This is a genomic window from Streptomyces cadmiisoli (assembly GCF_003261055.1).
Lineage (GTDB): Bacteria > Actinomycetota > Actinomycetes > Streptomycetales > Streptomycetaceae > Streptomyces > Streptomyces cadmiisoli.
The window spans coordinates 5,075,837-5,101,112 of sequence record NZ_CP030073.1; the positions used below are offsets into that span (position 1 = coordinate 5,075,837).

General features: G+C 73.2%; 22 protein-coding genes. 13 read left to right on the forward strand and 9 right to left on the reverse strand.

The features are described 5' to 3' along the window. The first annotated feature begins 10 nt into the window (after positions 1-10). The gene (locus DN051_RS22075; RefSeq protein WP_112439347.1) at positions 11-1,741 is read left to right on the forward strand and encodes a hypothetical protein; all 1,731 of its coding nucleotides are present in this window, start codon (positions 11-13) and stop codon (positions 1,739-1,741) included. 28 nt (positions 1,742-1,769) lie between these two features. On the opposite strand, the gene DN051_RS22080 is transcribed toward DN051_RS22075, so the two are convergent. Further along, positions 1,770-3,077 carry an ABC transporter substrate-binding protein gene (locus tag DN051_RS22080; protein WP_053760869.1) on the reverse strand — a complete coding sequence of 436 codons (1,308 nt, stop codon included), beginning with the start codon at positions 3,075-3,077 and terminating at the stop codon, positions 1,770-1,772. A 189-nt stretch (positions 3,078-3,266) separates the two neighbouring features. Here DN051_RS22080 and DN051_RS22085 point away from each other — a divergent pair, with 189 nt between their 5' ends. Both DN051_RS22085 and purU read left to right on the forward strand, forming a co-directional pair. Beyond that, positions 3,267-3,713, forward strand: coding sequence for an SCO4402 family protein (locus tag DN051_RS22085; RefSeq protein WP_420709198.1), 447 nt, complete (start codon positions 3,267-3,269; stop codon positions 3,711-3,713). Positions 3,714-3,772: 59 nt separating this feature from the next. Continuing rightward, positions 3,773-4,654 carry a formyltetrahydrofolate deformylase gene (gene purU / locus DN051_RS22090; protein ID WP_053760871.1) on the forward strand — a complete coding sequence of 294 codons (882 nt, stop codon included), beginning with the start codon at positions 3,773-3,775 and terminating at the stop codon, positions 4,652-4,654. Between the two features lie 130 nt (positions 4,655-4,784). Here purU and DN051_RS22095 read toward each other — a convergent pair whose 3' ends face one another. Next, the gene (locus DN051_RS22095; RefSeq protein WP_053760872.1) at positions 4,785-6,212 is read right to left on the reverse strand and encodes a zf-HC2 domain-containing protein; all 1,428 of its coding nucleotides are present in this window, start codon (positions 6,210-6,212) and stop codon (positions 4,785-4,787) included. Next, the gene (locus tag DN051_RS22100; RefSeq protein WP_112439348.1) at positions 6,209-6,790 is read right to left on the reverse strand and encodes a sigma-70 family RNA polymerase sigma factor; all 582 of its coding nucleotides are present in this window, start codon (positions 6,788-6,790) and stop codon (positions 6,209-6,211) included. Before DN051_RS22100 ends, DN051_RS22095 begins: the two co-directional genes overlap by 4 nt. Positions 6,791-7,176: 386 nt before the next feature. On the opposite strand from DN051_RS22100, the gene DN051_RS22105 reads away from it, so the two are divergent. After that, entirely contained in the window at positions 7,177-7,557 is a 381-nt protein-coding gene (locus DN051_RS22105) for an STAS domain-containing protein (protein WP_053760874.1), read from the forward strand. Positions 7,558-7,691: 134 nt separating this feature from the next. Beyond that, positions 7,692-8,204, forward strand: coding sequence for an EF-hand domain-containing protein (locus tag DN051_RS22110; protein ID WP_053760875.1), 513 nt, complete (start codon positions 7,692-7,694; stop codon positions 8,202-8,204). On the opposite strand, the gene DN051_RS22115 is transcribed toward DN051_RS22110, so the two are convergent. Further along, on the reverse strand, positions 8,183-9,691 hold the full coding sequence (locus DN051_RS22115; protein ID WP_112439349.1) for a class I adenylate-forming enzyme family protein: 1,509 nt from the start codon (positions 9,689-9,691) through the stop codon (positions 8,183-8,185). The two genes, DN051_RS22110 and DN051_RS22115, sit on opposite strands and share 22 nt — an antisense overlap. A 146-nt stretch (positions 9,692-9,837) precedes the next feature. Here DN051_RS22115 and DN051_RS22120 point away from each other — a divergent pair, with 146 nt between their 5' ends. From DN051_RS22120 to DN051_RS22140, 4 genes are all read left to right on the forward strand, one after another. After that, entirely contained in the window at positions 9,838-11,034 is a 1,197-nt protein-coding gene (locus DN051_RS22120; RefSeq protein WP_053760877.1) for an amidohydrolase family protein, read from the forward strand. Next, complete coding sequence (locus DN051_RS22125) at positions 11,031-12,164, forward strand: acyl-CoA dehydrogenase family protein (RefSeq protein WP_053760878.1); 1,134 nt, start codon at positions 11,031-11,033, stop codon at positions 12,162-12,164. The genes DN051_RS22120 and DN051_RS22125 overlap by 4 nt, the downstream gene beginning before the upstream one ends. 10 nt (positions 12,165-12,174) lie before the next feature. Next, complete coding sequence (locus tag DN051_RS22130) at positions 12,175-13,122, forward strand: acyl-CoA dehydrogenase family protein (RefSeq protein ID WP_112439350.1); 948 nt, start codon at positions 12,175-12,177, stop codon at positions 13,120-13,122. Between the two features lie 510 nt (positions 13,123-13,632). Beyond that, positions 13,633-14,130, forward strand: a complete 498-nt coding sequence (locus DN051_RS22140; protein ID WP_053760880.1) for an ATP-binding protein — start codon at positions 13,633-13,635, stop codon at positions 14,128-14,130. Between the two features lie 443 nt (positions 14,131-14,573). On the opposite strand, the gene DN051_RS22145 is transcribed toward DN051_RS22140, so the two are convergent. Continuing rightward, positions 14,574-15,500, reverse strand: a complete 927-nt coding sequence (locus tag DN051_RS22145; protein ID WP_112439351.1) for a cyclase family protein — start codon at positions 15,498-15,500, stop codon at positions 14,574-14,576. 84 nt (positions 15,501-15,584) lie between these two features. Between DN051_RS22145 and DN051_RS22150 the strand changes: the two genes are divergently transcribed. Genes DN051_RS22150 through DN051_RS22160 form a run of 3 tightly spaced genes read left to right on the forward strand, consistent with a single transcriptional unit; the run spans position 15,585 to position 18,733 of the window. Next, a complete protein-coding gene (locus DN051_RS22150; RefSeq protein ID WP_053760882.1) occupies positions 15,585-16,496 on the forward strand; it encodes an SDR family NAD(P)-dependent oxidoreductase in 912 nt (303 codons plus the stop codon). Positions 16,497-16,522: 26 nt separating this feature from the next. Next, the gene (locus tag DN051_RS22155) at positions 16,523-17,671 is read left to right on the forward strand and encodes an acyl-CoA dehydrogenase family protein (protein ID WP_112439352.1); all 1,149 of its coding nucleotides are present in this window, start codon (positions 16,523-16,525) and stop codon (positions 17,669-17,671) included. A 12-nt stretch (positions 17,672-17,683) separates the two neighbouring features. After that, a complete protein-coding gene (locus DN051_RS22160; protein WP_112439353.1) occupies positions 17,684-18,733 on the forward strand; it encodes a Zn-dependent alcohol dehydrogenase in 1,050 nt (349 codons plus the stop codon). A gap of 164 nt (positions 18,734-18,897) precedes the next feature. Here the strand turns inward: DN051_RS22160 and DN051_RS22165 are convergent, their stop codons facing one another. Next, positions 18,898-19,926 (reverse strand): GlxA family transcriptional regulator, encoded by a 1,029-nt coding sequence (locus tag DN051_RS22165; RefSeq protein ID WP_053760885.1) that lies wholly within the window; start codon positions 19,924-19,926, stop codon positions 18,898-18,900. 71 nt (positions 19,927-19,997) lie between these two features. Here DN051_RS22165 and DN051_RS22170 point away from each other — a divergent pair, with 71 nt between their 5' ends. Next, positions 19,998-21,302: an MFS transporter gene (locus tag DN051_RS22170; protein WP_112439354.1), complete on the forward strand. Its 1,305-nt coding sequence runs from the start codon at positions 19,998-20,000 to the stop codon at positions 21,300-21,302. Between the two features lie 126 nt (positions 21,303-21,428). Here the strand turns inward: DN051_RS22170 and DN051_RS22175 are convergent, their stop codons facing one another. From DN051_RS22175 to DN051_RS22185, 3 genes are all read right to left on the reverse strand, one after another. After that, on the reverse strand, positions 21,429-22,028 hold the full coding sequence (locus DN051_RS22175) for a flavin reductase family protein (protein WP_112442380.1): 600 nt from the start codon (positions 22,026-22,028) through the stop codon (positions 21,429-21,431). Between the two features lie 73 nt (positions 22,029-22,101). After that, on the reverse strand, positions 22,102-22,923 hold the full coding sequence (locus DN051_RS22180; RefSeq protein ID WP_053760888.1) for an enoyl-CoA hydratase/isomerase family protein: 822 nt from the start codon (positions 22,921-22,923) through the stop codon (positions 22,102-22,104). A 52-nt stretch (positions 22,924-22,975) separates the two neighbouring features. Continuing rightward, positions 22,976-25,204: an acetate--CoA ligase family protein gene (locus DN051_RS22185; protein WP_112439355.1), complete on the reverse strand. Its 2,229-nt coding sequence runs from the start codon at positions 25,202-25,204 to the stop codon at positions 22,976-22,978. Positions 25,205-25,276: the final 72 nt, after the last annotated feature.

Here is a 25,276-nt window from a genome sequence, read left to right on the forward strand (position 1 = left end):
AGGAGTCCCGGTGACGCAGAGTGGACAGGGCGAGGAGCCCTCGGCGCGGCCCGCGCGCGAAGGCATCGTGCTGCCCTCGGACGGTGGCGAGCCGCTGCTGCCGGGCATGGCGGGCGGTCCCGCCGACCGGTCCGCCGGTCCGCAGCACGTTCCCGGTGGTTCCGCACCGGCCTCCGCCCCGGCCGGCGGCCAGGCCTGGGGTCAGGCCTGGGGTCCCGACCAGCAGCAGGCCCCGCAGCCGGAGCAGGGCTGGCAGGCGCCGCCCGCGCAGCCGTGGGGCGCCCCCGAGCAGGCCCCGCAGGCCTCGTGGGGCACGCCGGACGCGTCCTCGGCCCCGCAGCAGCCCGGCCCGCTCCCCGCGGAGGGGGCCCCGGCGTACGGCGGCGAGGCACCGGGGAGCTACGGCGGGTACGCGGCTCCCGGCACCGGCCCGGACGGTTACGCCCAGCCCGCGCCGGACGCGTACGCCGGCGGGACGGGCGGACCGGTGCACGGCGCCCCCGCGCACGGCGCGATGCCGCTGCCCCCGGCCGTCCCCGCCGACGAGGGCGCCACGCAGTTCATACCGCCGGTGACGGCCGGCACCCCGGCGCCCGGGAACGAGGGCGCCACCCAGTACATACCGCCCGTCACGGCCCATACCCCCGCGCCCGGAAGCGAGGGCGCCACGCAGTACCTGCCGCCCGTCCCCGCCGGTGCGGACGAAGGGGCCACGCAGTTCCTGCCGCCGGTCGGCCCGGGGGCGCTGCCGCCGGAGGCCCCGGCCGGCCGCCCGCCGTCCTCCGAGACCACCCAGTACCTCGGCCGGGCCCGCGCGAACGGGCCCGGCGCCCAGCCGGCCGCCGGCGGTTCCGACGCCGACGCGACGCAGTACATCCCGCCGGTGCCCGGCGCCCACGGCGACCGGCAGCCGCCCTCCGAGTTCGACAACCTCTTCCGCAGCGGTCCGGGCGGTGACGGCCCGGCCGCCGCGACGCAGCACATGCCCCGCTACCAGGAGCCGCGGCCCGCGGGCCACGCCCCGCAGCCCTCGTACGACACGCCGGGCCCCGCCCGCGGCCGGCGTGCGGCCCGCGACGGCGACGGCGGTGGCCGCGGCGGGCGCGGCGGATCCCGGGTGCCGCTCATCGCGGTCTGCGGCATCGCGATCGCCGTCGTCGGCGTCGGTGCGGGCGCGCTGCTCGCCGGCGGCGAGGGCGACGAGAAGAACGCCGGACCCAAGACGGTCTCCGCCACGGCGCCCTCCACCGAGGAGGAGACGTCCGCCGCGCCGTCCGCGGACCCCGCCGAGCAGCAGGCGATCGCCCTGGACAAGCTGCTCGCCGACAGCGGCGACAGCCGGACCTCGGTGATCAACGCGGTCGACCAGGTGAGGAAGTGCGGCAACCTGGCCAAGGCCGCCAAGGACCTGCGGGACGCCGCCGGGCAGCGCAACGCCCTGGTCACCCAGCTGTCCGGGCTGTCCGTGGACAAGCTGCCGGACCACGCCGCGCTGACCGGCGCGCTCGACAAGGCCTGGAAGGCGTCCGCCGCCGCCGACAACCACTACGCGGCGTGGGCCGACCAGGTCGCCGGCCAGCGCAAGCTCTGCAAGAAGGGCCAGGCCCGCAGCACCGCCCACACCGCTGCCGGCCACCGCGAGAGCGACACCGCCAGCAAGCAGAAGACCGAGGCGGCGAAGCTGTGGAACGCGATCGCGCGGAAGTACGGCCTGACCGAGCGCCAGCCGATCCAGCTCTGAGCCGGGCGCGGGGCGCGGGGCCCCGGGACTACTCGGCCTCGGCGCCCCGGAGGGTCTTCGTCACGTCGATGAAGCCGTTCCCGGCCGCGACGAGCTGACCCTTCTGCACGACCTGGAGCGTCACCTCGGTGTTGACCAGACGCGGGAAGCCCACCGAGGCCAGCACGTCCTGGAACTGCCACTGGAGCGTGGGCGTGAGATCACCCGTGGTGACCTTGAATCCGTCGTCCAGGGAGCGCCGTACGGTGTCGGCGGTCACGTCGCCGTCCTCGCCGAGCGCCTTCACCACGGCCTCCAGCACGGTGTACGCGATCCAGGTGGTCTGCACTCCGGCGTCCGCGGGGTCGATCCGGGTGTCGGAGAAGGCCTGCTCCCGGATCACCTTCTTCATCTCGTTCCAGCGCTTGTCCGTCTCCACCGGGTACCAGCTGGTGATGTACGCGCCCTCGTACGGGCTGGACGCGCCGCCGGTCGCGTCGATGACCGTCTGGTCGACGCTGCCGAGCACGGTGCCGGTGCGCACCTCGGGGTAGTCCTCGCGGGCCCGCCGGAAGGAGTCCATGAAGGTGCTGGTGCGGTCGCCGAGCGCCGGCACCACACAGCCCGCCTTGGCCGGGTCGGTGGTGGCCCGCTCCAGCGCCCGCTGCGAGGGGGTGCCGTACTCGGTGGCGTCCTCCGCGGCACGCACGTCGTGCGCGGCGTCGCGGCCGCCGGCCTCCAGGCCGGAGTTGATCAGGGTGGGCAGCTGGTCACCGGCGATGGTGTCGGGCCGGACCAGCGTCACCGGTCCGCAGCTGCGGGCCAGTTCCCGGCCGAGGCCGGCCAGCAGCGCCGGCTGCCCGCCGTTGACCGGGTAGGACAGGGGGCTGGTGAACTCGCCGTTCGTGATGCCGTAGCCGCCTATGTACGGGATGCCCGCGCCTTCCAGGATCGGGAAGAAGGAGTCCGCGTACTGGCTGTAGGAGCCGACGACCGCGACGACGTTCTCCTTGACCGCGCGGCGGGCGCACTTGGCGGCGTTCACGCCGTCGTTGTGGTCGTTGCAGAGCAGGACCTGGAGCTTGCGGCCGTTGATCCCGCCGTTGGAGTTCACGTGGCGGGCGTAGGCCAGCGCGAGGGCCGGCATGCCGGGCTTGTTGGTGGCGTTGGTCTCCTGCGGCGCCCAGGTCATGACTTTGATCGGGTCGTCCCCGGCACCCGCCGAGACGCCGGGGATGACCCCACAGCCGACGGTGAGCGACGCACACGCGAGCAGGGCGCCCACGGTGCGGATCGCTCTGCCGGGCCCGGAGAGGGCGGGGAGGAGGGTGCTGCGAGTGCGTGGCCTGCCGGTCATGGACACGCACGATTCCGCCACATCACCAACCTGAGAGTGACCTGTGGTCGACGTGAGGTGACGTGAAGGTGAATTGCGGGGGGCGGTGAATGGCGCATTTCAGGGAACGTACGATCGATGACCGTGCAAGGAGCTCAAGGGGTGCAAGGTTCGGTGAACTCTTCCCGTCGCGGCCGTCGCTCATCCACCATGGGCGACATGCCTCTCAATGACATGCCGTGGTGGCGCTGGCGCAGCAATGTGCGCTCGGCGCTGCACATGCTTTCCGACCCGGCGTTCCAGCAGAACGTCTGGCTGGCGGGTGTGGAGGGCTATGGAGACGTCACCGACGCCGTGTACCGGCTCGTCGAGGACACCTGGCTCGACCACTGGTCCGCCGAGAAGTACGTCGGCACGATATTCCGCGACTCGCAGGAGGCGGCGCTCGTCGACACCGCCGTGCTGCGGGTCCTGCGGATCATGCACCAGGTCGGACCGGACGCCCCCGTGTCCTCCTACGTCGACCATCCCGGGTGGCCGGAAGCCGTGCGGGCCGCGCGCGACGCCCATGTGCGGATGGCGGTGAGCGACGGGGAGGACCCGGACGCGCCGCCGAGGACGCTGGAGGTCCTGCGGATCCTGACGCGGTCGGCGTAACCCGTCCGGCGGTCGGACGGCTCACCCCGTGGCCGACCCGGTGTGGGACCCTGTCCTGCATGAACGAGCAGCCGAACCGCGCCGCGGCCCTGGTCGACCAGTACGTCCTCACGCTGTCGTGCCCCGACCGGCAGGGCATCGTGCACGCCGTGTCGAGCTACCTGTTCATGACCGGGTGCAACATCGAGGACAGCCAGCAGTTCGGTGACCACGACACGGGACTGTTCTTCATGCGGGTCCACTTCTCGGCGGACCCGCCGGTGACGGTGGACAAGCTGCGGGCCAGCTTCGCGGCGATCGGCGACTCCTTCCACATGGACTGGCAGATCCACCGGGCCGAGGACCGGATGCGGGTCGTGCTGATGGTCAGCAAGTTCGGGCACTGCCTGAACGACCTGCTGTTCCGCACGCGGATCGGGGCGCTGCCCGTGGACATCGCGGCGGTGGTGTCCAACCACACCGACTTCGCCGAGCTCGTCGCCTCCTACGGCATCCCCTTCCACCACATCCCGGTGACGAAGGACAACAAGGCGGAGTCCGAGGCGCGGCTGCTGGAGATCGTGCGCGACGAGGAGGTGGAGCTCGTCGTCCTCGCCCGGTACATGCAGGTCCTCTCCGACGACCTGTGCAAGCAGCTGAGCGGCCGCATCATCAACATCCACCACTCCTTCCTGCCGAGCTTCAAGGGCGCCAAGCCCTACCACCAGGCGCATGCCCGGGGCGTGAAGCTGATCGGCGCGACCGCGCACTACGTCACCGCCGACCTCGACGAGGGCCCGATCATCGAGCAGGAGGTCGAGCGGGTCGGGCACGGCGTCACGCCGGACCAGCTGGTCGGCATCGGCCGCGACGTGGAGTGCCAGGCGCTGGCGCGAGCGGTGAAGTGGCACGCGGAACGCCGGATCCTGCTGAACGGCCGCCGCACGGTCGTCTTCGCCTAGGGACCTGCCTCCGGGGCGCACCCCGCCCCGGACCGATACCGTCCGGCCGGGCCGCGGCAGCGACGCGCGGGCCGGGCCGAGGTCCGGCGCCGCCGTCCGGTCCCAGCCGGCTCACGCGGGCGCCGCCCCGCTACATCCGGCTCAGCGAGGCCGCCGCCAGCAGTACGTCGTTGATCGCCTCGTTGTCCCCGAGCTGGCCGGCCGCCGCGTCCTGCGGCGACACATGGCCGGCTGCCAGCCGGCAGAACTCCACGCCGTCCAGCGCGACGTGCGCGACCTCGTGGTCCTCGTCGGCCACGGCCGCCGGGGAGTCCAGCGGGATCAGCCACTCGCCGCCGCCGGAGCCCTCGATCTCCAGGCGCAGGGTGCGGCCGGGCTCACCGGCCGGCACCAGGTGCCGGGGCGTGGGGGCGGGCGCGGCGAGCCCGGCCCTGCGCCGTTCGGCCAGCACGCCCGGCAGCATCCGCGCCGCGAGGTCGATCATCCTGTTGAGGTGGCGTGGGGACGGCGGCTCGTACGGGTAGTCCACCGCGTCCGCGATGTCCTCCGCGTGCACCCAGCACTCGAAGGCCCGGTCGATCATCGCGTCGTGCAGCGGCAGCTCGAAGTCGCCGTACGAGACCGCGAGCCGGCCCGCGCCGCCGCCGGTGAAGGACACCGTCCGGACGATGCCGTGGCTCTGCTCCCGCCACGGACCCCGCACCGACCGGGTCGGCGGGAAGTGCGAGGCGCGCCAGTACGCCTCGGTGCGGCCCGCGGGTGTCGGTGTCTCGGCGTCGGTCTCGCCGAGCGGGTCGCCGAGGCCGAGGGCGAGCGCGATCAGACCGTCGACCGCCAGCAGGTGCGCCATGACGCCGGCGACGGTGGTGCGCCGGCTGGTGGCCTGCCTGCCGTCGAACCACCGCAGCCGGACCGGCGCGTGCCACTCGGCGTCGCCGAAGTCCTGGAGCAGGGCGTCGAGCCGTGCGCTCTCGGCGTCGTAGGGCCGGGCCCATTGGGGGACCGGGATGCGCGGCGGGCGCCGGTCCAGGCAGGCGGCCAGGACGCGGGTGCGCAGACCGGGGTCCAGATCGAGGCTGTCCGGGCGCTGGAGCAGGCCGACGGCTTCGCGCAGCCGCAGTGCCTCGTCGGCGCAGCCTCCGCAGTCCCCCAGATGCACCTCGACGGCGAGCGCCTCCTCCGGTGAGCACGCGGCCAGCGCCCAGGCGCCCAGCAGGGATTTCAGCACGTGGTGCTCCAGCGCGAGCGGCGCGGGGCCCGGCCCGGCGGCCCGCAGGGCGCCGAGGTCGGGCAGGGGCAGGCCGCTGTCCTCGACCGAGGTGCGCGGCATCGGTATGCGGGGCGGCTGCCGGCCGGGGTCGCGGGCGCGGTCGTCGCCGTCGCCGGGGCCGCGCGGCGTGCCCGCGTCCGGGTCGCCGGGGGTGCTGCCGCGGGGCGGCTCGGGATCGTCCTTCTTGGTGTTCTCGCAGTCGCCGGCGCCACCGGGGTCGCGGTGCTCCCCGGAGTCGTCGTGCCGGCCGTGTTCGTCGTACGCCTCGAAGCGGTCCGCCGGTGTCACACCGCACCCCCGTATTCGGGCGGCGACCCGGGCGGGGTCGCGTCGTGGGCGGTGGAGAGCAGTTGCAGGCCGAGGCGGAGCCGGCGGCGGGCCTCGTCCTCGGTGACGCCGAGGTCGGCGGCGGTCTGCCGGTAGTCGCGGCGCTGGAAGTAGGCGAGCTCCAGAGCCGCGCGCAGCGGGGCCGGCATGGACTGGACGATGTAGTCGGCGCGGGCGGCGACGGAGGCGTGGCGGACCTTGTGCTCCAGTTCCTCGGAGGTGCCGCGGCCGCCCTCGACGAGCGCGGCGGTCTCGTCGGCGCGCAGGCGCTGCACGGCGAGCCGGTGGGTCAGCGCCGCGACCCACGAGCGCAGGGGGCCCTGCCTGGGGTCGTACGACTCGGGGTGCTGCCAGAGGTGCGCGAAGACCTCACGGGTGATGCCGTCGGCGGCGCGCTCGTCCTCCAGCACGCGGTGGGCCAGGCCGTGCACGAGTGACGAGAAACGGTCGTAGAGCTCGCCGAGGGCGGCGGCCTCACCGCGGGCGAGACGCTGCTGCATCTTCCGGTCCCAGCGGGGCGGTGCGTCCTTCTTCGCCATGCGGCCCCCTCCCCGTGCTCCTGCCGGCGCCCGTTGCGGTCCGTCCCCGGTTCCAGCGTGCGTCCATCGCCACCTCGAATGTAGTCGGCACCTCCGACAACGCACGCCCCTTTGTGGCAATGCGCGCCCCCGGCGGGTCGAGGGTGGTAGTGGACCTTCGTCCCGCGTCTCGTTCTCTGCCATGTCTACGACGTGCCTACCCGGGCCGTGAGTGCTCAGACCTGATCGAACAGGATCGAAGGCGACTAAAACAAGCCTGTTTCGTTTGTCTTTCGTTTCTCGTGCGGAGTTTCGGGGAACGGCCGGTGGGCAGCCGCGCTGCAAGGAAGCGTAGGAAGTGCTTCCGCTTCTGGGGCGGTTCCAGGAAGTACCGGCGAGCGAAGGGCATGGTGGTGGCGTTCAACGTGACCGGCGGCGAGCAGGGCCGGTGGGCCGTGCTGCACGTGTCGGGCGAGCTGGACCTGGTGACGTCGCCCGTGCTGCGGCAGCGGGTGCACGACCTGGTGGCGGAGGGCCGCCACAGCCTCGTCCTCGACCTCTCCGAGGTCTGGTTCTGCGACTCCAGCGGTGTGGGCGTGCTCATAGCCGCCCGCCGGCTGCTGCGTTCCTGCCAGGGGCGGCTCCGCCTCATCCTCCCGGCCGAGGGCGCCGCCGACGGCTCCCACGTCAACCGCGTCCTCGGCGCGCTGGGGGTGCGCAGGCTGTTCGACGTGCACGCCGACCTGTCCTCCGCCACGTCCGAGGAGGCGCGCCCCCTCTCGGCGTGAGCCGATGCCCCATCGTTGTCCCAAAATTCCCCCGGTCTTGGCACAACCGTGGTTTTCCCGCTCCGGGACCGCCCCCGGCGTCGTACGCTCCGTGCGAGATGCACCCCGAGATGACGTGAGGCGGCCTGAAAGACATGGTCAGCAGCGAGTACGAGCGCAGGATCGCGGCCCGGTTCGCCACCTTCGACCAGGACGGCAACGGCTACATCGACCGCGAGGACTTCAGCGGTGCGGCCAAGGCGCTGCTCGCCGAGTTCGACATCGCGGCCCGGTCGGACAAGGGGCAGGCGCTGTACGCCGGCGCCGAGGCCTTCTGGCAGGGCATGGCCGGGATCGCGGACCGGGACGGCGATCAGCGGATCACCCGTGACGAGTTCGTCAACGGCGCGGTCAAACGGCTGCGCGACAACCCGGAACGGTTCGCCGAGATCGCGCGCCCCTTCCTGCACGCCGCCATCGACGTGGCGGACACCGACGACGACGGAGCCGCCACCGTCGCGGACACCGCGCGCGTGCTGCGGGTGCTCGGTGTGCCGGAGAACCTCGCGCACGCCGCGGCCGCCGGTCTCGACGGCGACACCGACGGGAGGGTGGGCGAGGCCGAGATCGTGCCCGCCTTCGCCCGTTACTTCACCGTCCCGGAATAGCGCTCGCGCAGCTTGTACTTGAGCACCTTGCGCAGTGTCTCGCCGCGCGGAAGGGCGTCCACCACCTCCAGTTGCTCCGGCAGCTTGTGCACCGACAGCCCTTCCGCGCGCAGATACGACGTCATCGCCTCCAGGGTCAGCGCACCCGCTCCCGGGGCCTGTTCGACCACCGCGCAGACCCGCTCGCCGCGCTCGGCGTCCGGCAGCCCGATCACCGCCGCGTCGCCGACCGCCGGATGCTGGTGCAGCAGGTCCTCGATCTCCTTGGCCGAGATGTTCTCGCCCTTGCGGATGATCACGTCCTTGAGCCGGCCGGTCAGGACGAGATGCCCGCTGTCCGTCAGGTGCCCCAGGTCGCCCGTGCGCAGGAACCCCTCCTCGTCGAAGGCCTCCGCGGTCTGCGCCGGGTCCAGATAGCCCCGGCAGACCGCCTCCCCGCGCAGCCGCACCTCCCCGTCCACGATCCGGACCTCCATGCCCTCGGGGGGCCTGCCCTCGGTGGTGGCCAGGTTCTCGGGTGTGTCGTCGGGCGCGCCCATCGTGATCATCGGGACCTCGGTCATGCCGTACCCGTGGGTGAGCTGCACCCCCATCTCCCGTACCACGGCGCGGTAGACCTCCGGGGGCTTCGGCGCGCCGCCGCCGGCCAGCAGCCGCAGGGCGGGCAGCAGCGGCGAGTCCGGCTGCTTGCGCTGCTCGGTGAGGAACATCGAGTAGAAGGCGGTCGAGCCTCCGGCCAGCGTCACCCCGTGCCTGCGGTACACCGTCAGCGCCTCCGGCAGCGCGAACTGCTCGACCAGCACCGCGGGGAAGCCGTAGAGCAGCAGCATCACCATGTAGTCGGGGCCGCCGATGTGCGCGTACGGGAAGGCGATCGAGCCCACGTCCCCGGCGGTGGGCCGCAGCGCGTGGGCCAGGCAGGAGCCGCCCGCGATCAGTGAGCGGTCGGTGTGCAGCACGCCCTTGGGCTCGGAGGTGGTGCCGGAGGTCCAGTAGATCCAGCGGACCTCGGTGCCCTGCGCGGGCGGCGGCGGCAGTACGGCCGGATCGCCGTCGGGCAGGTCCTCGTACGCCTCGAAGACCCCCTTCGCGCCGAGCCGGCGGGCCATCTCCGTGTGGTCGAAACCGCGCCACACGCCGGGCACGGCGAGGTACTCGGCCCGTGACTCGCGCAGCGCGAAGCCGACCTCGCGCTCCCGCAGGAACGGGATCAGCGGTGTCTGCACGGCGCCGAGGCGGGCCAGCGCGAAGGACAGCACGGCCGTCTCGACGCGGGTCGGCAACTGCCAGGCGACGACCGTGCCGGGCCGCACCCCCATGCCGTACAGGCCGGCCGCGGTCCGCTCGGCCCGGTCGCGCAGCGCGCCGAAGCTCACCGAGCGGCCGTCCTGGAGCAGGGCCGGGCGGTCGGGGGTGCGGTCGGCGCGGCGGACCAGCAGGTCCCAGAGGGTGCGGGAGGTGCTGAGCGCGTGCGCGGTGTCGTTCACGTCGGCCCCCTGTCCAGCTGACGGGTAGTCAGATAGTGGGGTGAGCGTAGGGCTCGGCGCCTTGTCGGTCCAGGGGGGCGGGACTAGCCTTCCCGTAGCGCACTATCTGACGGGTCATCAGATCTGTATCCACGGCGGAGGGCCCCATGACCGAACTGCCCCGCATCGTCAGCGTCGACGACCATGTGATCGAACCCGCGCACCTCTTCGAGACCTGGCTGCCGGAGAAGTACCGCGAGCGCGGCCCGAAACCCCTCACCGCCGGTATCGGCGAGCTCGCCTACGTCGGCGGCAAGTACCGGATCACCATGGACCCGGACGGTCCGCCCACCGACTGGTGGATCTACGAGGACCTGAAGTTCCCGTACAAGCGCAACATCGCCGCCGTCGGCTTCGACCGCGACCAGATGACCCTGGAGGGCATCACGCGCGCGGAGATGCGACCCGGCTGCTGGGACCCCGCCGAGCGGCTCAAGGACATGGACCTCAACCACGTCGAGGCCTCCCTGTGCTTCCCGACCTTCCCGCGCTTCTGCGGGCAGACCTTCGCCGAGGCGCACGACAAGGAGGTCGCGCTGGCCTGTGTGCGGGCCTACAACGACTGGATGGTCGAGGAGTGGTGCGGGGACAGCGGCGGCCGGCTCATCCCGCTGTGCCTCATCCCGCTGTGGGACATCGGCCTCGCGGTCGCGGAGATCCGGCGCAACGCCGCGCGCGGGGTGCGGGCGGTCACCTTCTCCGAGATCCCCACCCATCTCGGGCTGCCGTCCATCCACTCCGGCTACTGGGACCCGTTCTTCGCGGTCTGCCAGGAGACCGGGACCGTCGTCAACATGCACATCGGCTCGTCCTCGCAGATGCCGGCCGCGTCCCCGGACGCCCCGCCCGCCGTCCAGGCCTCGCTGTCCTTCAACAACGCCATGGCCTCGATGATGGACTTCCTGTTCAGCGGCGTGCTCGTGAAGTTCCCGGCGCTGCGGCTCGCCTACTCCGAGGGCCAGATGGGCTGGATCCCGTACGCCCTGGAGCGCGCCGACGACGTCTGGGAGGAGCACCGCGCCTGGGGCGGTGTCCGCGACACGATCCCGGAGCCCCCGTCCACCTACTACTACCGGCAGATCTTCTGCTGCTTCTTCCGCGACAAGCACGGCATCGCCTCGCTGGACGTCGTCGGCCGGGACAACGCCACCTTCGAGACCGACTACCCGCACGTCGACTCCACCTTCCCGCACACCAGGCAGGTGGCCCTCGACCACGTCGAGGGCCTGGACGACGAGACGGTCTACAAGCTGATGCGGGGCAACGCGATCCGGATGCTCGGCCTCGACCTGGACCGCCGGTGAACCTGACGTACACCCCCGAGGAGGAGGACTTCCGGGCGCGGCTGCGGGAGTGGCTGGGCAAGGTGCTGCCCACGCTGCCCGCCAAGCCGTCCCCCGACGACTGGCCGGGCCGCCGCGCCTACGACCTCGGCTGGCAGCGGACGCTGTACGACGCCGGGTACGCCGACGTCCACTGGGACGCGTCCCCGACCGTGCGGCTGATCTTCCTGGAGGAGACGGAGAAGGCGGGCGCGCCCTACGTGGGGGCGAACTTCGTGGGGCTGCTGCACGCGGGCCCGACCATCGCCGCCGAGGGCACGCCCGCGCAGCGGGAGCGCTGGCTGCCGCCGATCCTGCGCGGGGAGGAGGCCTGGTGCCAGGGCTTCAGCGAACCGGACGCCGGCTCCGACCTGGCGTCCCTGCGCACCCGCGCGCGCCGGGACGGCGACCACTACCTGGTGAGCGGGTCGAAGATCTGGACCTCGCACGCGGAGGCCGCCGACTGGTGCGAACTGCTGGTGCGCACCGACCCGCGGGCGCCCCGGCACGGGGGGATCACCTGGCTCGCCATGCCCATGGACGCGCCGGGCGTGACCGTACGGCCGCTGCGCACGCTTGCCGGTTCGGCTGAGTTCGCCGAGGTGTTCCTCGACGACGTGCCGGTACCGGTGGCCAACCGGGTGGGGGAGGAGAACGACGGCTGGCGGGTGACCATGGTGACGCTGTCGTTCGAGCGCGGTACGGCGTTCGTCGGGGAGGTCGTGGCCTGCCGGCGGGTGCTCGGCGAACTGGCCCGGGAGGCCCGGTCCAACGGGCGCTGGGACGACCCGGCACTGCGGCGCCGCCTCGGGCGGCTCAACGCCGACTTCCTGGCGCTGTGGCGGCTGACCCAGTGGAACGTGAGCGAGGCGCAGGCGACGGGCGGCGTCCCCGGCGTCGGCGGTTCGGTCTTCAAGCTGAGGTACTCGCACGCGCGTCAGGAGCTGTACGACGCCGCGGCCGACGTGCTGGGTCCCGACGCGCTGGACCTCGGGAGGCCGTGGACGCTGGACCGGCTCTCCTCGCTGTCGTACACCATCGCGGCCGGCACCTCGCAGATCCAGCGCAACATCGTGGCCGAACGCATCCTCGGCCTGCCGAAGGGGCGGTGATCAGCGCGCCATGCGTTTCCAACTCACCGAGGACCAGCGGGCCTTGCGGGACGGGGTGCGGCAGTTGCTGGCGCGGCGGTTCGACGCCGACGCGCTGCGGGCCGCGGTGCGGCGGCCGGGACGGCTCGACCGGGCGCTGTGGCGGGAGCTGGGCGCCGCGGGCTTCTTCGCGCTCCGGCTGCCCGAGGCGGACGGCGGGGTCGGACTCGGGCTGCCCGAGGCGGTGTTGGCGTTCGAGGAGGCGGGGCGGGCCCTGCTGCCCGGCCCGTTGCTGGCCACGCATCTCGCCGCGGGCGCGGTGCCCGGCGCGGCCGACGGATCGGTCGTCGTCGCGGCCGCCGGCGGCGGCGGGACGGTGGAGTGGCTGGCGGAGGCCGACGTGGTGCGCGGGGACGCCACCGGGGCCGTCGAGCTGCGGTCGGTGGACCCGCTCACACCGCTGCACCGGCTGCCCCGCGGGTCCGGGTCCGCGGCGGCGGACGAGCGGGCGGCGGCCCGGGTGCCCGGCCCGTACACGTCCCCGACCGGCGTACCGGACGCGTCGGCCGCCGTGCTCCTCACCGCCGCGGAACAGCTCGGCTCGGCCGTGCGCACCTGTGAGCTGGCGGTGCAACACGCCCGGACCCGCGAGCAGTTCGGACGGCCGATCGGCGCCTTCCAGGCCGTGCAGCACCTGTGCGCGGGGATGCTGGTCCGGGTGGAGGTGGCCCGCGTCGCCGTGTACGCGGCGGCGGTCACCGCCGACCCCGTGGACGTCGCCGCGGCCCGGCTGCTCGCCGACGAGGCGGCGGTGCGCGGCGCCCGCGACTGCCTCCAGGTGCACGGCGGCATGGGCTTCACCTGGGAGGCAGAGGTGCACCTGCACCTGAAGCGGGCCTGGGTGCGGACCCACCGTACGGGCGGCGCTACGGAGAGTGAGGAGATGTTGGCGGACGCACTGACGGCCGGCACGCGCTGACGCGGCGCTGGTCTGCGGTTTCGGCGGCCCGGCCGCGGGGGAGTGTCGCGGATTGTGGCATACCGGAATCACTGAGCGTTGATACCGGCTTGTGTCCCAGGCGTGACTTGTCACGTCCTGGAGTCGAAGGTCCGCTCCGGTACCTTGTGTGGGATGCGAGTGGTTCCGAGTGCGAGCCGTGCCGGTGTTGCCCCTGGGGTGACTCCGGGACCTGCGGTGCGCGCCGCTGCTCGCCGGGCGGGAGGGCCCTGTTCCGCCGCCTGTTCGACCCCCCGTGACGAGCGTCGCACAGTATGCCGCACGGGTACTCCTTGGCGCTGGAATATGCCCGAAGCGCTTGTTGGGGTGACTGTACGTCAACCATGCTGGTTCGTAAGGGAATCACGTTCCGTGATCCCTGCTCTGGCCGTTGTTCTGGTCATGCTGAAAATGGCTACGATCGTGGCCCTCGTGAGGCGCGAGCCTTGGTGTCCACCGGTTCGGATGGTGTGAGCGGTGCAGGTGCTTCAAGTGCAGCTGGAGATCCGGCCCGACCCCGCGGAAGTGGGGCGCGCCCGGAGATGGGCTCGTTCACGGCTCGCCGGATGTGGCATAGAGGTCGACGAATCGCTCGCCGAGACCCTGATCCTGCTCGTCTCCGAACTGGTCACCAACGCTGTCGTGCACACCGGTTGTCCCGCCGTGCTGAGGCTGTCCCTCGCGCAGTCCGCCGCCGAATCGGCCACGGTCCGTGTCGAGGTGGCCGACGGCAGCGCCCGCGCCCCGGTGCCCCGCTGGGTGGACGGTGACGCGACCGGCGGCCGCGGCCTGGCGCTCGTGGACGGGCTCGCCGACCGCTGGGGCTGGAGTCCCGACGGGGCGGGCAAGCAGATCTGGTGCGAACTGGACCGCTGCGCCGAGCCCCGGAGGGCGGCGATGGCGTACGGCGGCGGGGTGTCGGGGCGGGACGGCGTCGACGGACTCGACGGCTACGAGGGCTACGAGGGGCTCGCGTACGAGGCGGTCTGAGGGACCGTCGTGCCGGGCGGTGCGCCGACCCGTCGACGTGACTGCGGGCGGTGGACGGGCCGGAGATGTGCCGGTCTCGGCGTGAGGCGTGGCAGGGCGGGGGCACGGGCGCAGGTGCGCCGGGACCCTTCCGGCCGGCCGGGGGCGTCGTGCGCCCGGATGTGCTTCCGTGCGCGCCTGTGTCAAAAAGGGCGTTGGGTAATAAATCCCCGAACAGGTGTTGACGCGACGTGACGGTTTGATCACGCTGGTGGTCAGCGATTCGCCGCGAGGGGACGTCGAGGGGTTCGGTGACGGGAGCCCTCGGCGAGTGTGGGTCGTGATTCGGCGTCGGTTCTTTTCAGGGGTGAGTGGAACCGGGGCGGGAACGCCGGAGCCGGATGGCGGCGCACGGTGCCGTGCTCGGGGCGGGCGCTGTCGCGCCGCCAGCCGGACTCGCGTCACTACAGAACGGCGACGGGTGCCACCGGTGTCCCCGTGGCGCCGACGAACGGTTCGGGCATCGCCGACAGCAGAAACGTGTGGCGGCCGACTTCTCCACAGGCTGTGGACAATTCTTCGAGTTGCCAGTTCTGGCCCTGCGGCATCCCCATCTCCACCAGGTGCAGCGCGTGCACGGGCAGCCACAGGTTCTCCGTCTCGGGCGGAAAGATCTCGAAGGTGAGGGTGTCGTTCGCGACGGCCGCCACGTCGCGCGCGTGGAACCACTCCGGCGTCCGGATCGACAGACCCGGCGACGGATACCCGTATCCGTGCTTGTCGCCCGCGAGATACACCCGCATCTGCCCGGTCCGCACCAGCACGATGTCGCCGGCCCGCACCCGGGTCCCGGCCAGTTCCTCGGCCGCGTCCAGATCCTCCGGGGTGACCGCGTGCCCGCCGGGCAGCCGGTCCGTCCCCAGCGCGCGGGCGACGTCCAGCAGGACGCCGCGGGAGACGATGTGCCGGGCCTTGTCGATGCCGGAGTACCGCGCGCCGTCGTGCGCGGTGACGGTGGCCGCCGGGCGGCCGTTGTAGAGCTTCCCCGAGTGCGAGACATGGGGCAGCCCGTCCCAGTGGGTCGCCGCCTGGAGCCCCATGGTCACGGCGTCGTCGCTGCACGCGACCGTGCCGGGACCGAACAGCTCCTGGTTGATCTGCACCATGACGTGCAGTGGGTTGACCCGCCCGGGGATCATCCCCGTCTGCACACCGTCCTGTTGCAGGGGCAGGGCCAGCGGGATCCGCCGGCCTGTGCGGACCTCGGCGGCGGCCCCGCGCACGACCTCGTCGGTGATCAGGTTGAGGGTCCCGATCTCGTCGTCCGTCCCCCAGCGGCCCCAGTTGTTCACGCGCTCGGCGATGTCGTGGAACTCGGCCGGCAGTGACATGGGCCCTCCCGGGGGCTTGTGTCCAGGCGTCTGGCGGGTCATAAAATCTAACGGGTCGTCAGAAACTGCGGGAAGGGGCCGGGTGTGGGGAACTTCTTGGCAGGCGGGGTCGTCGCCGTGACCGGGGCCGGCCGGGGTATCGGGCGGGCGGTGGCGCTCGCGTCGGCCGCGGCCGGGGCGCGGGTGGTGGTCAACGATCACGGGGTGACCGTCGACGGTGCCTCACCGGGCGGCGAGCCGGCGGCGGCCGTGGTCAAGGAGATCGAGGCGCTGGGCGGCGAGGCCGTCGCGGTGTCCGACGACATCTCCACCATGGCCGGCGGCCAGCGGGTCGTGGACACGGCGCTGGAGTCGTACGGACGGCTCGACGGTGTCGTGTGCGTCGCCGGGATCCTGCGCGAGCGGATGCTGTTCAACATGACCGAGGAGGAGTGGGACCCGGTCGTCGCCACCCACCTCAAAGGGACGTTCACGGTGTTCCGGGCCGCGTCGGCCGTGATGCGCAACCAGCGGTCGGGCACCCTGATCGGTTTCACCAGCGGCAACCACCAGGGGTCCGTCTCGCAGGCCAACTACAGCGCCGCCAAGGGCGGGATCATCTCGCTCGTGCGCAGCGCCGCGCTGGGGCTGCACAAGTACGGCGTGACGGCGAACGCGGTGGCGCCCGTGGCCCGCACCCGGATGTCCGCGAACGTGCCCATGGAGTTGGCGGAGATCGGCGAACCGGAGGACGTGGCCGCGCTCGTGGTCTACCTGCTGTCGCGGCGGGCCCGGGAGGCCGGTGTCACCGGGCAGGTCTACACGATCGCCGGGCCGAAGATCGCGGTGTGGGCGCAGCCGAGGGAGCTGCGGGCGGCGTACGCCGAGGGCTCCTGGACGCCGGAGCGGATCGCGGACTTCCTGCCGGGGACGGTGGGCGTGGACCCGATGCCGCTGCTGGAGCGGGTGGCGGGGATGGAGCGGGCGGCCAAGGAGGGGGCCCGGCCGAACACGTAGCGGGCACGGGACGTTGGGAGGACAGCGTGGAGTTCGGGTTCACCGAGGCGGACCGGGCGTTCCGGCGCGAAGCCAGGGCGTGGCTCGCCGCGCACGCCGATGCCGGGCAGGACCGCCGCACCTGGGAGCGCACCCTCGGCAAGGCCGGCTGGATCGGCCTCGGCTGGCCCGAGGACGGCTGGGGCAACCGCGTGGCGACGCTGACCCAGCAGGTCGCGTGGGCGGAGGAGTACGCGCGCTCGCCCGCGCCCCCGCGCTCGGGGCACATCGGCGAGAACCTGCTCGCCCCCACCCTCATCGCCCACGGCACCGAGGAGCAGAAGGCCCGCTTCCTGCCCCCGGTCGCCGCCGGTGAGGAACTCTGGTGCCAGGGCTACAGCGAGCCGGACGCGGGCTCCGACCTGGCCGGGGTGCGCACCGCCGCGGTCCGCGAGCCGGGCGGGACCCACTACCGCGTCACCGGCCGCAAGATCTGGACCTCGCTCGCCCACGAGGCCGACTGGTGCTTCGTGCTGGCCCGCACCGAGCCCGGCTCGCGACGCCACCACGGGCTCAGCTTCCTGCTGGTGCCCATGGACCAGCCGGACCGGATCGAGGTCCGCCCGATCCGGCAGATGACGGGCACCAGCGACTTCAACGAAGTCCTGTTCGACGGCGCACGCGCACGCGTGGAGCACGTCGTCGGCGGCGAGGGCCGCGGATGGCGGGTCGCGATGAGCCTGCTCGGGTTCGAGCGCGGGGTCTCGACACTCGCCCAGCAGATCGGGTTCGCCGAGGAACTGGGGCAGGTGGTGCGGGCCGCGCTCGACTCCGGCACGGTGTCCGACCCCGTCCTGCGGGACCGGCTGGTGGGGCAGTGGGCCGAGCTGCGCACCATGCGGTGGAACGCGCTGCGGACGCTCGGCGGTTCGGCGGACGCGGGCGCGCCCAGCGTCGCCAAGCTGCTGTGGAGCGGCTGGCACCAGCGGCTCGGGGAGCTCGCGATGCAGGTGCGGGGCGCGGCGGCCGGGGTGGGCCCGGCGGACTGGTCGCCCTCGGCGCCGTACGAACTCGACGCGTTGCAGCATCTGTTCCTGTTCTCCCGGGCCGACACCGTCTACGGCGGTTCGGACCAGATACAGCGCACGATCATCGCCGAGCGCGCGCTCGGCCTGCCGAGGGAACCGAAGGGCTGAGGGGGCGGTGTGATGCGGGGCGTGGTGTTCGACGGGCGGCGGGTCGAGGTCGTGGACGACCTGGAGGTACGGGATCCGGGGCCCGGCGAGGTGCGGGTGGCGATCACCGCGGCGGGGCTGTGCCACAGCGATCTGTCCGTGGTGGACGGGACCATCCCGTTCCCCGCCCCCGTGGTGCTGGGGCACGAGGGCGCGGGGATCGTCGAGTCGGTGGGCGACGGCGTCACGCACGTCGCGCCCGGGGACCAGGTGGCGCTGTCCACCCTTGCCAACTGCGGCACGTGCGCGGAGTGCGACCGGGGACGGCCGACGATGTGCCGGCGGGCCATCGGACGGCCCGGCCGGCCGTTCTCGAGGGCCGGCCGGCCGGTGTACCAGTTCGCCTCCAACTCCGCCTTCGCCGAGCTGACGGTGGTCCGGGCCGTACAGGCGGTCCGGATCGGTGAGGGCGTTCCCGCGACGTCCGCCGCGCTGATCGGCTGCGGTGTGCTGACCGGTGTGGGGGCGGTGCTGAACCGGGCGCGGGTGGAGCGCGGGGACAGCGTCGTGGTGATCGGCGCCGGCGGGATCGGACTGAACGTGATCCAGGGCGCGCGGTTGGCTGGTGCCCTGCGGATCGTCGCCGTGGACGCCAACCCGGCGAAGGAGGCGGTGGCCCGGCTGTTCGGGGCGAGCCACTTCCTGACCTCCGTGGAGGGGGTGCGGGACATCCTGCCGACGGGCGCGGACCACGCCTTCGAGTGCGTCGGCCGGGTCGAACTCGTCCGGGCCGCGGTCGACCTGCTGGACCGGCACGGGCAGGCGGTGCTGCTCGGGGTGCCGCCGGCCACGGCCGAGGCGTCGTTCGTGGTGTCGTCGATGTACCTGGACAAGTCGATCCTGGGCTGCCGCTACGGCTCGTCGCGGCCGCAGCGGGACATCGCGCTGTACGCCGAGCTGTACCGGGAGGGCCGGCTGATGCTGGACGAGTTGGTGACCCGGACGTATCCGGTGGAGGACTTCGGCAAGGCGGCCGAGGACGCGGAGGCGGGGCGGGTGGCGCGCGCGGTGCTGACGTTCTGAGGCGCGGGCCGTCGACGTGGGGGCCTGTGGGCCGTCCACGTGACGGCCGTCCAGGTGGCTGCCGCGCCGGTGCCGGTGCCCGTCGCATGCGAGGTGCCTGCCGTACACGTGCACGTGCCCCTCGCTCCCGCCGTACACGTGCCCGTGCCGGTGTGCGGGGCGGTTCAGACCCGGGCGTCCGCGTTCCCCCGGCGTTCGGAGCCGTCGGCGCCCGAGCGGAAGGTGCGACGGTAGGCGGTGGGGGTGACGCCGAGCGCGGCCTGGAGGTGCTGCCGCATCGACTGCGCGGTGCCGAAGCCCGCGTCCCGGGCCACCTGGTCCACGGACAGATCGGTGGACTCCAGCAGATGGCGGGCGCGTTCGATCCGCTGCTGGGTGAGCCACTGGCCGGGGCTGACACCGGCCTCCTCGCGGAAGCGCCGGGTGAAGGTGCGTACGGACATCGCCTGCTGCCCGGCCATGTCGCGCAACTGGATCGGCTCGTGCAGCCGGCCGAGCGCCCAGGCGCGGGCGGCCGTGGTGGTCGCCTGCTGCGGGTCGGGCACCGGCCGGTGGATGTACTGCGCCTGGCCGCCGTCGCGGTGCGGCGGGACGACGGTGCGCCGGGCCACCTCGTTGGCCACGGCGGTGCCGTGGTCGCGGCGCACGATGTGCAGGCACAGATCGATGCCGGCGGCCACGCCGGCCGAGGTCAGCACGTCGCCGTCGTCGATGAACAGCACGTCCGCGTCGACCTCGACCCGCGGGAAGATCCGCTGGAAGTGCTCGGCGTCGGCCCAGTGCGCGGCGGCGGGGCGGCCGTCCAGACGTCCGGCCGCGGCGAGGACGTATCCGCCGTTGCAGATGGCGGCGAGCCGGGTGCCGGGGCGGATGAGCGCGAAGGCGGCGGCCAGTTCCGCGGTCAGGACGCCCTCCTCGTGGACCGGGCCGAGCTCGTAGGACGCCGGGACGACGACGGTGTCGGCGGTGGCCAGGGCCTCCGGTCCGTTCGCGACGAGGACGGCGAAGTCGCTGTCCGTCCCGACCGGGCCCGGCGGCCGGACCGAGCAGGTGACGACCTCGTAGAGCCTGCGGCCCGCGGAGTCCCTGGCGCGCTGGAAGATGCGGTGCGGGATGCCGAGCTCGAAGGGCAGCAGCCCGTCCAGGGCGAGGACGACGACACGGTGCGGTCGGGACGCGGGCTCTGCGGTCATGGCCCGATCCTAACGAATGCTGACCGTCGGGCCACTCGCTCGGGGAGATGCCACGTCGGAAGCTCAGTGACGTGACACAGACAACGGATGCCGCCGCGGTGGAGGAACCCCGCTCGGGCAGGACGGGCCGGATCCACCGCGCGTGGTTCGTCGCCGCCGTCACCTTCGTGACGATCATCGGCGCGGCCGCCTTCCGCTCCCTGCCGGGGCTGCTCATCGATCCGCTGCACCAGGAGTACGGCTGGTCGCGCGGCACGATCGGCGCGGCCGTCTCCGTCAACCTCGCCCTGTACGGACTGACGGCCCCCTTCGCCGCCGCGCTGATGGACCGCTTCGGCATCCGGCGGGTGGTCGCGGGCGCGCTGACCGTGATCGCGGTCGGCTCGGGCCTGACGGTGTGGATGACGGCGGCCTGGCAGCTGCTGCTGTGCTGGGGCCTGCTGGTGGGTCTGGGCAGCGGTTCGATGGCGCTGGCCTTCGCGGCGACCGTCACCGACCGCTGGTTCACCGAGCGGCGCGGACTGGTCACCGGCATCCTCACCGCCGCCTCGGCCTCCGGCCAGTTGATCTTTCTGCCGGTGCTGTCCTGGATCGTCGAGACGCACGACTGGCGCCCCGCGGCCGTCACCGTGTCCCTCGCCGCCCTCGCGGTCGTGCCCTTCGTCTGGCTGCTGCTGCACGACCACCCCGCGGACGTGGGCCAGAAGCCGTACGGGGCCAAGGAGTTCGTGCCGAAGCCGGACCCCGTGCCGGGTGCCGCCCGCCGCGCGGTGACGGTGCTCCTGTCCGCCGTCCGCACCGGGCCGTTCTGGCTGCTGGCCGGCACCTTCGCGATCTGCGGCGCCTCCACCAACGGCCTGATCCAGACCCACTTCGTCCCGGCCGCCCACGACCACGGCATGCCCATCACGGCCGCGGCCTCGCTGCTCGCGGTCATCGGGGTGTTCGACGTGGTCGGCACGGTGGCCTCGGGCTGGTTCACCGACCGCTTCGACCCGCGCCGGCTGCTGGCCGTGTACTACGCGCTGCGGGGTGTCTCGCTGCTGTTCCTGCCGATGCTGCTGGCGCCGAGCGTCCACCCTCCGATGCTCTTCTTCATCGTCTTCTACGGCCTCGACTGGGTCGCCACGGTGCCGCCGACCATGGCGCTGTGCCGGGAGCGGTACGGCGAGGACAGCGCCATCGTCTTCGGCTGGGTGCTCGCCTCGCACCAGGTCGGCGCGGCCGTCGTGGCCTTCCTGGGCGGCGTCGCGCGGGACGTCTTCGGCTCCTACGACGTGGTCTGGTACGCCTCGGGCGCGCTGTGCGCGGCGGCGGCGCTGATGGCGCTGGTGATCCGCCGGCGGCCGGAGACGGCACGCCTCGCGACGGCCTGACCCGGCGCCGCGGACCCGAACGGCCGGTCTGGCGGGCCCGGGAGGAACCGCCCGGCCCAGGGCGTGCTTCGCCCCAGTGCCGGGTCAGGCAACGTTTGCGCGGGGCGAACGTCGCCTGACGCGGCACTAGAGGAACCGCCCCCGGTGGAACAGCAGCGGCGCGTCGTCCGTCCCGGTGGTGCCGAGGGCGGTCACGCGGCCGACCACGATGAGGTGGTCGCCGCCGGTGTGGACGGCGTGGACGGCGCAGTCGATCCAGGCCAGGGCGCCCGCGAGGCGGGGGGAGCCGGAGACGGGCGCCGCGTCGTGGGCCACTCCGGCGAACTTGTCCCCGCCGCTGACCGCGAAGCCGCGGCACAGCTCGCCCTGGCGTGAGCCGAGCACGTTCACGCAGAACACGCCCGCGTGCGCGATGCGCGGCCAGGTGGTCGACGTACGGCCGACCATGAAGGCCACCAGGGGCGGGTCGAGGGAGAGCGACGAGAAGGACTGGCAGGCGAATCCGGCGGGGCCGTCGGCGCAGGGCGCGGTGACGACGGTGACGCCGGTCGCGAAGTTGCCGAGGACGCGCCGGAACTCCGCGGGGTCGACGGGCGCCCGCTCGTCCGCGCCGACGCAGCGCAGCTCGGGGCGCGGCAGTGCTTCGACCCGGCGCGGCGCCGCGGAGGTGCCCCGGACGGACCTGAGGTATCGGACGGCGGCGTCCGCCATCCCGGCATGTCCCATCACACCGACCATTGAAACTGACGGAGTGTCAGATGGGAAGGGGTGCGCGGGTCCGGACACCGCCGTGACCTGCTCAGCGTCCCCGGAAGCCGGGGGTGCGGCGCTCGACGAAGCTCGCCACGCCCTCCCGTGCGTCCTCCGTCGCCATGTTGATCTCCTGCGCGGCGGCCTCGGCGGCGAAGGCGGTGCCGCGGTCGGTGTCGAGGGACGCGTTGACGAGCTGCTTGGTCAGCGCGAGGGCCCGGGTCGGACCCGCCGCGAGCCGGTCGGCCCACTCACGGGCCGTCTTGTCCAGCTCGGCGTCCGGCACGACGCGGTTGACCAGCCCGAGGCGTTCGGCGTCCGCCGCGCCGAGGGCGTCCCCGAAGAACATCAGCTCCTTGGCGCGCTGCGGGCCGATCAGCCGCGGCAGCAGATAGGCGCCGCCGCCGTCGGGTACGAGGCCGCGCCGGACGAACACCTCGATGAACCGGGCGGACTCCGCGGCGAGCACGAGGTCGCAGGCGAACGCCAGATGGGCGCCGAGTCCGGCCGCCGTGCCGTTGACGGCGGCGATCACCGGCTTCTCGCAGTCGAGGACGGCGGCGATCAGGCGCTGGGCGCCGACCCGGAGCGTGCGGGCCACGTCGCCGGCGATCCGTTCGCCGGCCGGGGCCGCGCCGCGCAGATCCGCCCCGGCGCAGAAGCCGCGGCCCGTGCCGGTGACGACGACCGCCCGCACGCCGGGGTCGGCGGAGGCCGCACCGAGCAGTTCGATGATGCGTTCGCGCTGGTCAGGGGTGATCGCGTTGAGCGCCTCGGGCCGGTCGAGGGTGATCCGCGCGACGTGGTTGTCAGTGGCGTGCGTTATCCATGACGCAGGGGGAGATGCGGACTGCCGGGGGGAGTCGGGCATGGGTGTGCTCCGTTTCGTACGAGAGGTCGTGGGCGCCGTGCGCCGCCGGCGTTCAGCGGCAGACGGCCAGCGCGTCGAGGGCCACGGCCCCCTGCCCCCTGGGCAGCACCATCAGCGGGTTGATGTCGAGTTCCGCCAGGTCGTCGCCGAGCTCCAGCGCCATGCGCTGCACCCGCAGGACGACTTCGACGAGCGCGTCGAGATCGGCCGGCGGGCGTCCGCGCACCCCGTCGAGCAGGGCCCGGCCGCGCAGTTCGGTCAGCATGTCCCGGGCCTGGTCCTCGCCGAACGGCGGCACCCGCACCGCCGCGTCCCGCAGCACCTCCACGAGCACACCGCCGAGCCCGACGGTCACGGTCGGCCCGAAGAGGTCGTCGTGGGTGACGCCGACGACCATCTCCACGCCCTGCTCGACCATCTGGCACACCAGCACACCGTCCAGCGGGACGCCCTCGTAGCGGGCGATGTCGGTCAGCTCGCGGTAGGCGTCGCGGACCTGCGCGGCCGAGGTCAGCCCGATCTTCACCAGGCCCAGCTCGGTCTTGTGGGCCAGGCGCGCTCCGGACGCCTTCATCACCACCGGGTAGCCCACCTGCCCCGCCGACCGGACGGCCGCCGCGGCGCTGGTCACCAACTGCTCGCGCGGCACCCGGATCCCGTAGGCCCGCAGCAGCATCTTGGCCGCGTGCTCGCTCAGCTGCTGCCCCGGCCGCATCAGCTCGCGCGCCTTGCGGAAGGAGGGCGAGGGGCTGCGCGGGGCGTCGTCGAAGGGGGAGCGGTAGTCGCGTACGAAGCGGTGGTGGGCGAGATGGGCGCGCACCGCCGTGAGGCAGTTGGCGACGGAGCGGAAGGTGGCCACCCGCGAGGAGCCGAGCAGCACCTCGCGGTAGGCCGGCTCGGTGCCGACCGGCGACCCCCACACGACGCACACCAGTTTGTCGGTCTGCTCCGCCGCGTCCACCAGATCCCGTACGAGCCGGTCGCTCAGCGGCGGGAAGGGCCCGGTGATCGGGCAGATCAGCACCCCCACCTCGGGGTCGTCGAGGATCGCGTCGATGATCTTCCGGCCGCGCCAGTCGCCGACCGGGTGCCCCCCGTTGTCGACCGGGTTGGCCACGTTCAGATACGGCGGGATCCACTGGTGCAGCTCGGCCTGCCTGGCCTGCGACAGCACCGGCAGCCGCAGTCCGGCCGCCACCGCGAGATCGGCGACGTGCGCGCCCGTGCCGCCCGAGATCGAATACACGGCGACACCGTCGGCGCGCGGCGGACGGGCACGGGCCAGCAGGGCCGCGGTGTCCTGGAGCTCGTCCAGCCCGTCGACCCGGATCACGCCGTACTGCCGCATCGCCGCGTCCACCACCGCGTCCGCGCCGGTCAGCTTGCCGGTGTGGGAGGCGGCCGTGCGCGCGCCGGTCTCGGTGCGGCCCACCTTGACCGCGACGACCGGCACCTTGCGCCGGGCGGCCCGGTCGGCGGCGAGCAGGAAGGACCTGCCGTCCTTGAGCCCCTCGACATAGGCGGCGATGGCGCCGACCTCGGGCCGCTCGGCGAACCAGGAGATGAAGTCGGCGGCCTCCAGATCGGCCTCGTTGCCGGTCGGGGCCCAGTGGGAGAGGCGGACACCGAGTTCCTGGAGGGCGAAGACGGGCCGGCCCTGGTGCCCGGACTGGGTGATCAGGGCGATGGCCGGCCCGTCCAGGTCCTCGCGGAACTCCTCGAAGGCGTTGAGGTTGGTGTTCGGCCCCAGCAGCCGGGTCCCGGACCGCCGGACGGCGGCGGCGAGACGGGCCTGCGCCGCCGCGCCCTCCTCGCCGGTCTCGGCGAACCCGGCGGCGAAGGCCACCGCGAACCGCACCTTGGCCTCGGCGAGTTGCTCGACCACCGGCAGCGGGTCGGCGACCAGCAGCACGGCGAGATCGACCTGCTCGGGCAGGTCGGCGACGGAAGGGACGCAGGGGATGCCGAAGACCGACTCACGGGTGGGGTGGACGGGGTGCAGCCGCGCCCCGACCCGCTCCGCCCATGCCGTCAGCTGCCGGGTGATCCCGGTGTTCGGGCGCCCCTCGGCGTCCGAGGCGCCGATCACCGCGACGGACTCGGGGCGGAAGAAGCGGTCCAGATCGGGGACCTCCGCGTGCAGCGGCCGCCCGCTGACGTCCAGGTCCGCCACATCGGCCGGGCGGCCGTGGACGGCGGGGTGGGGCCGCCGCTCGCCGCAGGCGATGACCCGGGCCCGGCGGGCGTCGGTGGTGAGGGTGCCGTGGGTTGATCCAAGCATGGGCCCGCCCGCTCCTGTGTGACAGCCACCAGCAACAAATAACTGACGCACTGTCAGATTACTGAACTGACG

Bases quoted from the DNA above. Each gene is read 5' to 3' on its own strand.
- DN051_RS22080 (WP_053760869.1), bottom strand. From the start codon at position 3,077: ATGACCGGCAGGCCACGCACTCGCAGCACCCTCCTCCCCGCCCTCTCC.
- DN051_RS22085 (WP_420709198.1), top strand. From the start codon at position 3,267: ATGGGCGACATGCCTCTCAATGACATGCCGTGGTGGCGCTGGCGCAGC.
- purU (WP_053760871.1), top strand. From the start codon at position 3,773: ATGAACGAGCAGCCGAACCGCGCCGCGGCCCTGGTCGACCAGTACGTC.
- DN051_RS22100 (WP_112439348.1), bottom strand. From the start codon at position 6,790: ATGGCGAAGAAGGACGCACCGCCCCGCTGGGACCGGAAGATGCAGCAG.
- DN051_RS22105 (WP_053760874.1), top strand. From the start codon at position 7,177: ATGGTGGTGGCGTTCAACGTGACCGGCGGCGAGCAGGGCCGGTGGGCC.
- DN051_RS22110 (WP_053760875.1), top strand. From the start codon at position 7,692: ATGGTCAGCAGCGAGTACGAGCGCAGGATCGCGGCCCGGTTCGCCACC.
- DN051_RS22120 (WP_053760877.1), top strand. From the start codon at position 9,838: ATGACCGAACTGCCCCGCATCGTCAGCGTCGACGACCATGTGATCGAA.
- DN051_RS22130 (WP_112439350.1), top strand. From the start codon at position 12,175: ATGCGTTTCCAACTCACCGAGGACCAGCGGGCCTTGCGGGACGGGGTG.
- DN051_RS22145 (WP_112439351.1), bottom strand. From the start codon at position 15,500: ATGTCACTGCCGGCCGAGTTCCACGACATCGCCGAGCGCGTGAACAAC.
- DN051_RS22160 (WP_112439353.1), top strand. From the start codon at position 17,684: ATGCGGGGCGTGGTGTTCGACGGGCGGCGGGTCGAGGTCGTGGACGAC.
- DN051_RS22165 (WP_053760885.1), bottom strand. From the start codon at position 19,926: ATGACCGCAGAGCCCGCGTCCCGACCGCACCGTGTCGTCGTCCTCGCC.
- DN051_RS22175 (WP_112442380.1), bottom strand. From the start codon at position 22,028: ATGGGACATGCCGGGATGGCGGACGCCGCCGTCCGATACCTCAGGTCC.
- DN051_RS22180 (WP_053760888.1), bottom strand. From the start codon at position 22,923: ATGCCCGACTCCCCCCGGCAGTCCGCATCTCCCCCTGCGTCATGGATA.
- DN051_RS22185 (WP_112439355.1), bottom strand. From the start codon at position 25,204: ATGCTTGGATCAACCCACGGCACCCTCACCACCGACGCCCGCCGGGCC.